This window comes from Bacillus sp. EB01, assembly GCF_000613125.1.
In the GTDB taxonomy this organism is placed as follows: domain Bacteria; phylum Bacillota; class Bacilli; order Bacillales; family Cytobacillaceae; genus Bacillus_D.
Map to the genome: position 1 here is coordinate 5,270,043 of NZ_HG964497.1, position 12,217 is coordinate 5,282,259.

General features: G+C 42.7%; 9 protein-coding genes, 10 tRNA genes and 2 rRNA genes. 1 reads left to right on the forward strand and 20 read right to left on the reverse strand.

Translation table 11 applies throughout. From position 1 onward, the window contains the following. Positions 1-254: 254 nt before the first annotated feature. The 7 genes from glmS to sigW form a co-directional block, all read right to left on the reverse strand. Positions 255-2,057 (reverse strand): glutamine--fructose-6-phosphate transaminase (isomerizing), encoded by a 1,803-nt coding sequence (gene glmS, locus TY16_RS24900; RefSeq protein WP_043934378.1) that lies wholly within the window; start codon positions 2,055-2,057, stop codon positions 255-257. Between the two features lie 710 nt (positions 2,058-2,767). Continuing rightward, entirely contained in the window at positions 2,768-4,150 is a 1,383-nt protein-coding gene (locus TY16_RS24905; RefSeq protein ID WP_043934379.1) for an L-cystine transporter, read from the reverse strand. Between the two features lie 130 nt (positions 4,151-4,280). Further along, a complete protein-coding gene (glmM, locus tag TY16_RS24910) occupies positions 4,281-5,630 on the reverse strand; it encodes a phosphoglucosamine mutase (RefSeq protein WP_043934380.1) in 1,350 nt (449 codons plus the stop codon). A 37-nt stretch (positions 5,631-5,667) separates the two neighbouring features. After that, positions 5,668-6,903, reverse strand: a complete 1,236-nt coding sequence (locus TY16_RS24915; protein WP_043934381.1) for a CdaR family protein — start codon at positions 6,901-6,903, stop codon at positions 5,668-5,670. Next, positions 6,896-7,723 (reverse strand): diadenylate cyclase CdaA, encoded by an 828-nt coding sequence (gene cdaA / locus TY16_RS24920; protein WP_043934382.1) that lies wholly within the window; start codon positions 7,721-7,723, stop codon positions 6,896-6,898. Before cdaA ends, TY16_RS24915 begins: the two co-directional genes overlap by 8 nt. A 201-nt stretch (positions 7,724-7,924) precedes the next feature. Further along, a complete protein-coding gene (locus TY16_RS24925) occupies positions 7,925-8,545 on the reverse strand; it encodes an anti-sigma factor family protein (RefSeq protein WP_043934383.1) in 621 nt (206 codons plus the stop codon). A gap of 13 nt (positions 8,546-8,558) precedes the next feature. Continuing rightward, positions 8,559-9,122, reverse strand: a complete 564-nt coding sequence (gene sigW, locus TY16_RS24930) for an RNA polymerase sigma factor SigW (protein ID WP_043934384.1) — start codon at positions 9,120-9,122, stop codon at positions 8,559-8,561. Positions 9,123-9,295: 173 nt separating this feature from the next. On the opposite strand from sigW, the gene TY16_RS25985 reads away from it, so the two are divergent. After that, positions 9,296-9,463 carry an aspartyl-phosphate phosphatase Spo0E family protein gene (locus tag TY16_RS25985; RefSeq protein WP_155922313.1) on the forward strand — a complete coding sequence of 56 codons (168 nt, stop codon included), beginning with the start codon at positions 9,296-9,298 and terminating at the stop codon, positions 9,461-9,463. A 154-nt stretch (positions 9,464-9,617) separates the two neighbouring features. Here the strand turns inward: TY16_RS25985 and rocF are convergent, their stop codons facing one another. From rocF to TY16_RS24995, 13 genes are all read right to left on the reverse strand, one after another. Further along, a complete protein-coding gene (gene rocF / locus TY16_RS24935; protein ID WP_043934385.1) occupies positions 9,618-10,514 on the reverse strand; it encodes an arginase in 897 nt (298 codons plus the stop codon). 254 nt (positions 10,515-10,768) lie between these two features. Next, positions 10,769-10,844 (reverse strand) — tRNA-Ala (locus TY16_RS24940). 5 nt (positions 10,845-10,849) lie between these two features. Continuing rightward, positions 10,850-10,924 (reverse strand) — tRNA-Gly (locus tag TY16_RS24945). 56 nt (positions 10,925-10,980) lie between these two features. Further along, positions 10,981-11,053 (reverse strand) — tRNA-Lys (locus TY16_RS24950). A gap of 108 nt (positions 11,054-11,161) precedes the next feature. Next, positions 11,162-11,236, reverse strand: a tRNA-Gln gene (locus tag TY16_RS24955). An 86-nt stretch (positions 11,237-11,322) separates the two neighbouring features. Beyond that, positions 11,323-11,407 (reverse strand) — tRNA-Tyr (locus TY16_RS24960). 4 nt (positions 11,408-11,411) lie between these two features. Next, a tRNA-Thr gene (locus tag TY16_RS24965) sits at positions 11,412-11,487 on the reverse strand. Positions 11,488-11,506: 19 nt separating this feature from the next. Then, positions 11,507-11,582 (reverse strand) — tRNA-Val (locus TY16_RS24970). A 3-nt stretch (positions 11,583-11,585) separates the two neighbouring features. Continuing rightward, a tRNA-Glu gene (locus tag TY16_RS24975) sits at positions 11,586-11,660 on the reverse strand. 11 nt (positions 11,661-11,671) lie between these two features. Then, positions 11,672-11,744: transfer RNA gene (locus tag TY16_RS24980), tRNA-Thr, on the reverse strand. Positions 11,745-11,767: 23 nt separating this feature from the next. Continuing rightward, positions 11,768-11,839, reverse strand: a tRNA-Asn gene (locus TY16_RS24985). A gap of 8 nt (positions 11,840-11,847) precedes the next feature. After that, positions 11,848-11,964 (reverse strand): 5S ribosomal RNA (gene rrf / locus TY16_RS24990). Between the two features lie 113 nt (positions 11,965-12,077). Then, a 23S ribosomal RNA gene (locus tag TY16_RS24995) occupies positions 12,078-12,217 on the reverse strand; the annotation flags it as partial.

Below are 12,217 nucleotides of genomic sequence, written 5' to 3' on the forward strand. Positions count from 1 at the left end.
AAAACTTTTTTCCTTATGCTTGAAGCAATCTCTTCCACTCTGGCTCCAAAAGGGAAGGAGTGAATCATTTACTGAATTCAGTCCTAATTTGCATTTAAAAAATATGAACAAATAAAAAAAGAACCGAGAAAACGTACCAACTGTACGTCTCCCGATTCTGGATTGCTTATAATTATATTTAACTTCTTTCCCCGTTCAGATACCAACTTAAATTACAGTACTTGAATGACGTAAACTGTGTCCATTTACCATGATTATTCCACAGTAACAGATTTCGCCAAGTTTCTTGGCTTATCTACGTCACAGTCGCGGTGCAGGGCTGCATAGTATGCAAGCAACTGGAGCGGAATGACAGAAACAAGCGGTGTCAGCATATCATGGACAGCTGGAATTACGAAGCTATCTTCGTCTGTTTCAAGGCCCTTCATGGAGATGATACAAGGGTTCGCACCACGTGCAGCAACCTCTTTAACATTTCCTCGAATGCTTAAGTTTACTTTTTCCTGAGTTGCAAGGGCAATGACAGGAGTTCCTTCTTCAATTAGCGCAATGGTGCCGTGCTTCAACTCACCACCGGCGAATCCTTCAGCCTGTATATATGAAATTTCCTTCAGCTTAAGCGCACCTTCCATGCCGACATAATAATCGACTGCCCTTCCGATAAAGAAGGCGTTGCGGGTAACAGTCAGGAATTCACGCGAAATGTGCTCAACGATTTCTTTGGAATCACACAGTACTTCCATTGCATTTGCAACAATTCCTAATTCCTTGACAAGGTCAAATCCTATTTCAAGACCACGGCTCTTCGCGGTTACTTCAGCTAAAATTGCAAGTACAGCCAACTGGGCTGTATAAGCCTTCGTTGAAGCTACAGCAATCTCCGGGCCGGCATGAAGCAGCAATGTGAAATCTGCTTCCCGGGATAGGGTGGAGCCCGGAACATTCGTAATAGTAAGAGCAGGATGGCCCATTTCCTTTATCTGGACGAGCACAGCACGGCTGTCCGCTGTTTCACCGCTTTGGGAGATAAATACAAACAAAGGTTTTTCCGAAAGAAGCGGCATATTATAGCCAAATTCGCTGGAGATATGAACCTCAACTGGTACTTTGGCAAGTGTTTCAATTAATTGTTTTCCTACCAGGCCTGCATGATAAGAAGTCCCAGCTGCAATAATATAAATCCTATCGGATTGCTTGATTGCATTTACAATATCCCCATCAATCGACAGTTCACCGTTATCATTCTGGTACTTCTGAATAATTTTACGCATGACAAGCGGCTGCTCATCAATTTCCTTAAGCATATAGTGAGGGTATGTGCCTTTTTCAATATCACTAGCGTCAAGTTCCGCCTTATATGGATTACGGCTTATTGTTTCACCCTCAAGAGTCTGAATTTCAACGGAATTCTTTTTTACAATCACGATTTCTTTATCCATAAGTTCAACGTACTGATCAGTAACCTGAAGCATTGCCATAGCATCACTGGCAACTACGTTAAACCCATTGCCAAGTCCAACAAGGAGCGGGCTTTTATTTTTCGCTACATAAATTGTTTCCTTATCCTCACTGTCGAGAAGGCCCAGTGCATATGAGCCTTTAAGCAGGCTCAATACTTTACGGAAGGATTCCAGAGCTGTCAGTCCATCCTTTGCAAAAAGGTCAACCATCTGGACAATAACTTCTGTATCAGTATCACTATCGAGCTTAACATCAATCAAATATTCACGTTTTAGCTCTTCATAGTTTTCTATTACACCATTATGAACAAGTGTGAACCTTGAAGCAGTACTTTGATGAGGGTGTGCATTTCTTTTGCTGGGTGCTCCGTGGGTAGCCCAACGAGTGTGGCCAATCCCTGCGTTTGCTTCAACGCCTAGATCAACAATTTTGCGGAGATCTGCAATTCGCCCTTTCTCCTTAAACACGCTAACCCCATTTTCGTTCATTACAGCAATCCCGGCAGAGTCATACCCGCGATATTCAAGCTTCTCAAGGCCTTTAAGCAATATTTCTTTTGAATCCTTATTACCGATATATCCAACGATTCCACACATTATCTCTTATCCTCCTGTATCAGAGGGCAAGACAGTACCGAGGGCACAGCTTGCCCCCTATCCCCGTTTAATAAATGGAACGGCTCCTACATTCATGCCTATTCCTTTTGCGCATCTTGCAGCTCTTTGTCCATCAAGTTGCCCTGATGTTTTTAAGCAGCAAGAGTCAGCCGTGCGCTGCGGCTGGGAGGCATCCGCCGAAACTTCGATAAACCTCCACCTCGTCAACTAATCCCTTTTTCCGATCCGGATTAGTCCTGGCGCTTTTAGTATGTGTAAACCACTGCCCACCTTTCCATTGTTGAATAGGCTGGTTGCATTTTACAAAAACCAGCAAGACCCATCTTACATGAGAATGATACTTACGTCAAGATGTAAAGTTTTTCCTTCCTATACCCCAAATTGGCAGAATCACAAACTTAGACTATCTTCATGAATTGGCTATGTTAAACGATTCTGTTAAAAAGGAGAGTAAGGGATACTTTATTATAAAATAAAATATGCATAAGGGAATAAGTACGTTCCCTTATGCATCAAGCTAGATAAAGTGAAACTTCAATCCATGGGGGTTTTCTTCCTCCGCCACGGATTGTTAGTTGAACGAATGGGCTTTTACGGGCTGCTGTCCCCTACCTAAAGCTTTTTCGGATATTCTAAGGCCCTTCAGGTGGGGGACTTACAGCCCGTTAATGCGGGTTAAAACGCTGACTTTATGCCTCTGCAACAGTAGGCCGGCTGTAGACATTTTCATCCAGTTCACCTGTCACTTTACTTGTAAGCACTCCTGATGTCATAGCACCACTTACATTTAGCGCGGTTCTTCCCATATCGATCAAAGGCTCAACCGAAATTAGAAGTCCGACAATCGCGACTGGAAGGTTCATGACCGAAAGAACGATCAATGCAGCAAATGTCGCACCTCCGCCAACACCAGCTACACCGAAAGAACTGATTGTCACCACCAGAATCAGTGTCACAATAAAGGAAATGCTAGTCGGATCAATCCCTGCTGCAGGGGCCACCATGACAGCAAGCATCGCTGGATAAATACCCGCACACCCATTTTGACCGATTGTGAGTCCAAATGAGCCTGAAAAGTTGGCAATTCCCTCTGAGACACCAAAATCCTTTGTCTGCGTTTTAAGAGTTAACGGCAATGTTCCCGCGCTTGAACGGGATGAAAAAGCAAACGATAAAGTAGGCAATCCTTTTTTTACATATAGGGCCGGACTAACCTTAGCCAGTGCCAAGAGTGCCAAATGAACAATAAACATAAGAATAAGTGCAACATAGGATGCGATTACAAACTTGCCCAAATTAACAATCGCGGCATAATCACTTGTCGCCGCGGCCTTTGCAATGATTGCGAGGATACCATACGGTGTAAGCCTTAAGATTAATGTAACAACCCTCATGATAATTGAATAAAAAGTATCTATTATTTTTGCAAAAAACTCTGCACGTTCTGGCTCTTTCCCCCTAATCCCAAGATAAGCAACTCCGATAAACGCTGCAAATAGCACGACCCCAATAGTTGAAGTCGCCCTTGCCCCAGTCAGGTCAGCAAATGGATTCCCCGGGAACATTTCAAGGATTTGCTGGGGGATGGTCATATTTTCTACAGTGACGACCCTTTCCTTCAATAGTTCATTACGTGCCGCTTCAGCTTCTCCCTCGGTTAACTGGACCCCTTCAAGGCCAAATCCCAAGGCGGATCCAATACCAATTGCTGCTGATATTGCTGTCGTACCCAATAGCAGACCAATAACCAGGAAGCTGATCTTACCAATATTTTTAGTTAATTTGAGTTTTGTAATTGCACCGACGACCGAAATGAAAACTAGCGGCATTACAATCATTTGCAACAGTTTAACATAACCTGTGCCGACGATTGATAGCCAGCCCATTGTTACTGTTGTAACCTCTGATGCTGTACCATAAAGTAAGTGAATCGCTGTTCCGAATACCACCCCTAATCCCAAACCCGTAAATACACGCTTTGAAAAAGAAACATGCTTTTTTTGCATTACTAAAAGCCCATACATTAGCAATAAGAGAACCGCAACATTCACGATAACAAATAACATATTCATCCTCTTTCCTCCCTCCTAGTTAATACTCTATCTGTATGAGCAAATCATTCTAATTATTCTTACGTGCGAGGTTGGTTTTATCGATTTACAGTAAAAAAGCATTGGCTTAGTGAGCCAATGCTTTACAAACTTATTCTAATAATCCCATTTCCTCTTTTACTACCTTAACAATTCTATTCACATAATTAGAGCATTGCTCCTCAGTTGGAGCTTCAGCCATTACTCGGACGAGCGGCTCTGTACCAGAAGGGCGAACAAGAATCCGGCCGTCACCTGCCATTTCTTTTTCTACCTCTTCAATTATGGCTTTTACCTTCTCATTATCTGTAACATGATGCTTGTCTGTTACTCTAACATTAACAAGCAGCTGTGGAAACTTCTTAAACTCATTCGCGAGCTCAGATAAAGGCTTTTTTGTCGTTTTCATTATATTTACAAGCTGTAGGCCGGTTAACAGCCCATCTCCAGTTGTATTGTAATCAAGGAAAATAATATGGCCTGATTGCTCTCCGCCAAGATTAAAGCCATTTTTCTTCATTTCTTCGACAACATATCGGTCTCCTACAGCTGTTTGAGCACTTTGGATGCCATTCTTTTCAAGAGCTTTATAAAATCCAAGGTTACTCATGACAGTAGAAACAACCGTGGAATGCTTCAGCCTGTTTTGTTCTTTCAAATACTTTCCACAAATATAAAGAATTTGGTCCCCATCAACGACTTCACCATTTTCATCAATTGCAATCATTCTGTCTCCATCCCCATCGAAAGCAAGGCCGATATCCGCTCCCTTTTCTTTGACAAATGCAGCCAGTGCTTCAGGGTGAGTTGAGCCAACTCCGGCGTTTATATTCAAGCCATTGGGAGATGCCCCCATGGTGGAAATATCGGCATCCAAGTCTGCAAACAAATGAGTAGCAAGTGATGATGTTGCACCATGGGCACAATCCAAGGCAACATGAATTCCCGAAAAGTCTTCATCTACTGTTTGTTTCAAATATTGAAGGTATTTTTGGCCGCCTTCAAAATAATCATTTACCTGACCCAATTCCCCTCCTACTGGACGAGGAAGCTCATCAGAAGGTAGATCCATCAGTTTCTCAATTTCAGCTTCTTGTTCGTCTGAAAGCTTAAATCCATCGGGGCCAAAAAATTTAATTCCATTATCCTGAACAGGGTTGTGCGAGGCAGAAATCATAACTCCAGCCTGGGCTCCCAGTGCCTTTGTCAAGAATGCTACTCCTGGTGTGGATATAACGCCAAGTCTCATTACCTCCGCACCTATTGAAAGAAGTCCGGCAACAAGTGCTCCTTCAAGCATATGCCCGGAAATTCTGGTATCCCGCCCAATAATTACTTTCGGGCGGTCCTTATCCTTAGTAAGGACAAAACCTCCAAAACGTCCCAATCTAAACGCCAATTCAGGTGTCAGTTCACTATTTGCGACTCCGCGCACTCCGTCGGTACCGAAATATTTTCCCATTTTCACAATCGCTCCTTCTGCTAAATCCAATCGAATATTAGACATCCGTATTTGTTATTGTCACTGTTGCTGTGGACTGGGCCATCCTCCATGAAACCCCATCAGGCCCATCAACCTGTATTTGAACATCATGCTCTCCTTCTTCAAGTCCGGCTAATTCAACAAAGAGCCGAAAATCGTCTGGTTCAAGCGTGTTGACCTGTTCTGCGGGGCCATACACGAGCAGGCTTGTACGACCATCCTTTGGAGTTTCAAACGTAACTTCAGCCCCCTCTGAAAGACCAGTAACATTGACCGGAATAGAAGAGAGACTGACCTCTTCTTCAGCTTTTTGGACATTCACTGTAATTTTGACCAATTCCGGAGAAACAGCTGTTATACCCTTTGATATAATAACTGGCACTGTTACTGTCGTGCTTTTTGTAATCTTGCTCAAGTCAATTTCCGCACGCACCGCATCCGTATTCGCCAATATATTCTCATCTGCTGTTATTACCGCTTCCTTAGTATCGGATTCTATCGATTCCAGGACCAGCCCTTTAGGTAAACTTCCTTTTTCGACTATATTTATTGGAACTTTCTTCGTCAAGCTTTTTACAGGTATCGTTACTTCCACCGCTTCTGGTTCCACAATAACATCGAGTTTATTTAAGTCCTTATCAAGTACACGTATATTTGCATCTCGTGTTGTTGTTTCTGAAATCGGCTCCTTTAAATCTAAAGTTGCCTTTACATAGGTGATACTTTCAATAACATCACGAGGACCGGTTATTTTTACTCTTTCTGGTTTAATCTGCGGGGGAGATGCGCCGAACCCATCCAAGACCTTTCCTGAATCGTATTCCGCTTCCACTTTGAATTCACGGGTGATCCGCTCCTGAATCGTAATGTTAACAGAGGCGGGGGACAGTTTTGCGTCCAGTTTATCAGAGAGTTTCCTAATCTTTAACTTTACGTTTCGCTTGCCTACCTCTGCATCCGACAACTCTACATAAACCTCGAAATTCTTAAGAGTCTTTGCATTTTGAACATGGCTTTTAGGACCTGAAACCTGTACATTGACCGTCTCAGGCAAGCCTGTGACAATAAGATTCTTAGTATCATAATAGGCATTAAGTGGAACATCTTCTATTGTTTCTGTCGTTTCATCTCCTGGTACATAAATTTCTTTTAGCTGGTTTCCCGCTTTTTCAGGAACAGAAGAATAGAGCAGGAAGGCTAGCAGGAGGGCAACGACCTTGACAAACCAGCTGTTGTCCAGCAATCTATCCATTTCTCTTCATCCTCCAATTCCACCGGTTTGAAGAAGCAGGCTTAGATTTTTCAGAACCTGCCAATTCCGTTGTAACCATTTCCTTAAAAGCATCCATGCTGAGATCCCGGTAAAGCTCACCATTCTTTGTTAAAGAAACTGCACCGGTCTCCTCCGATACAACTATTGTAATACTATCCGTAACCTCGCTGATCCCCAAAGCAGCTCTGTGCCTGGTCCCAAGTTCTTTTGAAATGAAGGGACTTTCTGATAGCGGAAGGTAGCAGGCTGCAGCCGCAACATTGTTTTTTTGTAAAATTACAGCCCCGTCATGCAAAGGCGTGTTCGGGATAAAGATATTGATCAGAAGCTCCGATGAAATTTTCCCATCCAGCCTTATGCCTGTTTCAATATAATCTGTCATTCCCGTTTCCCGTTCAACTGAAATCAGAGCCCCAATCCGCCGTTTCGCCATGTAATCCACGGCTTTTACAATGGCTGTAGTCGTCTTCTCCAGCTCCTCTTCTTCCTGGCTGCCGCTCCTAGAAAAGAAACGGCCGCGTCCCAGCTGTTCTAGCGCTCTCCTTAGCTCAGGCTGAAAAATAATGATAATCGCAAGGAATCCCCATGTGATAATGTTATCAACAATCCAGCTTAACGTTTTAAGCCCAAGGAAGTCACTTAACACTTTGACTAGAAGAATCACAAAAATTCCCTTAAGTAGTTGGACTGCCTTCGTTCCTTTTATTAGCATGATTAATTTATATACGACATACCAGACAATGGCGATATCGACAATACCGGCCAAGTAGTCAAATAGCGAAATATCTCCAAACGGCATTGGCTTTCCTCCGGTAATTTAATATGTAAGCCCATTTTTGGGAGTATCTATTTAGATAAATGTAACTTTCTCATTATAGCACAAAATACGCTACTACTTATCATATTCATTTATTACGGGAGAAATCCTGCTGAAACAATATAAGGCATCGGTATAGCACCGATGCCTGTTTTAAAAAATACAGCCCCTAAACCAGCGAGTTTATTCATTCTGTCCCAGTCCAACAAGATTGGTGGCAGCATTCTTAATATGATACCAGATTAAGTCAAAGGTTTTATCGACCTCTTCAATTTTACCAGTTACATTCCCTGCTGAGGCCAAATAATTTTCACCATTAATGACTGTTACATCTCCTTGGACTTCGCCTTCAATCTTGATATCCCCATTCTTTACTACTAGGTCGCCCTTGACAACCTTGCCTTCAGGAACAATGACCGTATCATTTTGTATTACTACCTGGTCAGCGTTCGTAGTCGAGAATTCTTGATCGGTATTGCCCGCTATTGAAAAGAGGCTCCCTGCCATTAGGACAATAAATACAGCTGCCGCTGAAACGATAGGGTGGCCTTTCATCCAACGCTGGATCCCCACCTTCCTTTTTTCTCTTGGGAGTTTCGCCATAACTGACTCGGTAAATCCCTGTGGCGCCTGTATATGGGATGTACTTTTTACAAGAGCGACAGACTTTTCAAGTTCATGAAAAAGTCTTTGGCAATCTTTGCAAGTGCCAAAGTGTTCCTTTAACAATTGTTCATGTTCTGGTTCAATATCTTCATCCAGGTAGTCGTGCATGTAGCCAATGATTTGATCAGGGCATTTCATACTAGTTCACCTCTCACACATGTCGTAACTGTTTTCTTAATGCTTCACGTCCTCTATGAATCCGGGTCTTTACCGTCCCTAGAGGTAAATCCAATATTTCACTTATTTCATTTAATGAGAGTTCATCAATATACTTAAGAACAATCGCTGATCTGTATTTGTCAGGAAGTTTTATAATTTCCCCTTGTATGGTTTCCTGAAGTTCCATTTTTTCCAATTCCTTTTCAGGAAGCGGTGTTTCTGATGGTATACGTGAATAGAGATTCAACCCTTCAGTTCCAGCCATTTCCGCATCCAGATAAAAATCCGGTTTTTTCTTTCTAATCCGGTCTATACATAAGTTGGTCGCAATCCGATATAGCCAGGTTGAAAATTTATATTCCTGATTATAGCTATTAATATTTACATATGCCCGGATAAACGCTTCTTGAGCGATGTCCTCAGCCTCATGTCTGTTGCCAAGCATCCGAAAGGCCAGTTGGAACAGTTTGTCTTTATAGATTTCAACAATCTCTGCAAAAGCGTCCTGGTCACCTTTTTTTACTTGTTTTATCCTTTTTTTCACAAGAGCATCCAATGGTTTACCTCCGCCTCCAATTGCGGCTATGCGATTTTACGAATCGCTTGCAAAAAGGTTTCATTTATTTTAAAACAATTTTATCAAAATCTTGGCAATTATGGTGTAGAAAGGTTTGAAAATAACAAATAACGGAGATAAAAATAGTAAATTTTTAAAAGGGAATGGTAAATATGAACTATCAGCTTACAAAATTGGCCCAAGATATAGAAATGTCGAGGAAAGAAATGGTCAAGCTTGCTTCAAACACCCCACTAACGGATCGAAATGTGGTTGAAGCAAGTGCAAAATTAGATAACCTACTCAACACATATCATTTATTGATCGCCAAAAAAGCCTGAATCTCCGCTAAATGGAATAGTGGTAATTAAAAACCAGCAGTCCCAAAGTAATTGGTCTGCTGGTATTTTCATTTTTGAAAAAAATCAGATGTTGAATGGACACTAAAAGAGAGGAAGGATCAACATACCGATTTTATTAGTTTAATCTAATCTATTAAAGCAGCTTCTCCCCAAATAGCGAACCCATCAACTCCACTGCTACAGTAGCTGTCTTATTTCGCTCATCCAAGATGGGATTTACTTCCACAAATTCAGCTGATGTGATGATTTCAGCCTCTGCAAGCATTTCCATTGCCAGATGACTTTCCCGGTACGTTATTCCGCCATATACAGGAGTACCAACACCAGGGCAGTCAAGTGGGTCAAGCGCATCCAAATCAAGTGATAAATGGACACCGTCCGTTTTAGTTTTAAGATAAGAAATTGTTTCTTCAATCACTTTAGCCATACCCATTCTATCAATTTCGTGCATGGTATATACTTTAATGCCCTTTTCTTTAATTAAATCCTTTTCGCCCTCATCCAATGCTCTTGCACCAATAATAACAATATTCTCGGGCTTTATCTTTGGACTGTAACCGCCAATTTCGGTTAATTTCTTATGGCCGAGACCAAGACTGACTGCAAGAGGCATACCATGAATATTTCCTGATGGAGAGGTGTCTGCTGTATTTAAGTCGCCATGCGCATCATACCAGATGACACCTAAGTTATTGTAATGCTTTCCAATACCTGCAAGTGTCCCAATCGCTATACTATGATCTCCACCCAGGACAAGCGGGAAGGCCCCTTTCGCCACTACTTGATCCACTATATCAGCTAACTGCTCACTTTTTTCAGTTATCAATTCCAAGTTGCGCAAATTGGACTGTTGGTCAATAACAACCTCTGGGCGCCCAATTGGAATATCCCCTAAATCCTCTATATGATCAAACAAAATCCTTAACCTTTCAACTACCTCTGCATAGCGTATTGCACTCGGTCCCATATCCACGCCTCGTCGCAATTGCCCCAGGTCCATAGGCATGCCGATTATAGACAATCTCTTCATCTTTTCCTCCCCCTTTGTATTTCTTTCATTTTAACCTCTATGAGCAAATTGACTCAACACAGCAGAGCACTGCATATATATACAGTACTCACTAAAAAAATATATGGCTGCATTCCAACTGATGTTACATTCATATCCTTTTGCTTCTATCTTAAGAAACCAATCATTCAACCCACACGGAATCGACTCCTTGAAATAAAAAAAGCCTTAAATTCAATGAATTTAAGGCTGAAATGGTCTATATGTATGTGTGATGGTGGAGCCTAGCGGGATCGAACCGCTGACCTCCTGCGTGCAAAGCAGGCGCTCTCCCAGCTGAGCTAAGGCCCCAGTCATGGAGCGGAAGACGGGGCTCGAACCCGCGACCCCCACCTTGGCAAGGTGATGTTCTACCACTGAACTACTTCCGCACTCTGAAATAAGTATAACCAAAAATAGTAAAATGGACAATGATATAATTATAAGGTGAGCCATGAAGGACTCGAACCTTCGACCCTCTGATTAAAAGTCAGATGCTCTACCAACTGAGCTAATGGCTCGAACTAATTATAAGCAGCGTAATCCGATGCGCCACTCGTATCTGCAAGCTTATGTAATGACTTGAAAGAGTTTTGCTTATTTATGCGAATGAGCCGCAAAATAAAAAATGGCTGGGCTAGCTGGATTCGAACCAACGAATGACGGAGTCAAAGTCCGTTGCCTTACCGCTTGGCTATAGCCCAATAATTATTTTCAGCTCTTTAAAAGTCAATAAACTTAAAAAGAACATACATAGTATGCCTCTAAATATTGAAGCATATTCAAAAAATGGTGGAGGGGGACGGATTCGAACCGCCGAACCCCGAGGGAGCGGATTTACAGTCCGCCGCGTTTAGCCACTTCGCTACCCCTCCAAAATGGTGCCGGCTAGAGGACTTGAACCCCCAACCTACTGATTACAAGTCAGTTGCTCTACCAATTGAGCTAAACCGGCATTTTTAAAAAATATTAAATGGTGGAGGATGACGGGATCGAACCGCCGACCCTCTGCTTGTAAGGCAGATGCTCTCCCAGCTGAGCTAATCCTCCATATGGTGACCCCTACGGGATTCGAACCCGTGTTACCGCCGTGAAAGGGCGGTGTCTTAACCGCTTGACCAAGGGGCCTTCAAAAAATAAGCTTCCAAGCGGGCTCGAACCGCTGACCTCTTCCTTACCATGGAAGTGCTCTACCTACTGAGCTATGGAAGCATTATTCTATAATGCATAAAAGGCTCCGCAGGTAGGACTCGAACCTACGACCGATCGGTTAACAGCCGATTGCTCTACCACTGAGCTACTGCGGAATAATGGAGCCTGGCAACGTCCTACTCTCACAGGGGCTTACGCCCCAACTACCATCGGCGCTGAGAAGCTTAACTTCCGTGTTCGGGATGGGAACGGGTGTGACCTTCTCGCCATAGTCGCCAGACAATGAAGACATATTTTATTATAATGTCTTTTTGTTTTTTTTCAAGAGAAATTTTGTTCCCTCAAAACTGGGTAATCGTAAAGGAAGAATCAGAAGAAACGAAGTAATCAAATATGGTTAAGTCCTCGATCTATTAGTATCAGTCAGCTCCACACGTCGCCGTGCTTCCACCTCTGACCTATCAACCTGATCATCTTTCAGGGATCTTACTTCTTGCGAATGGGAAATCTCATCTTGAGGGGGGCTTCATGCT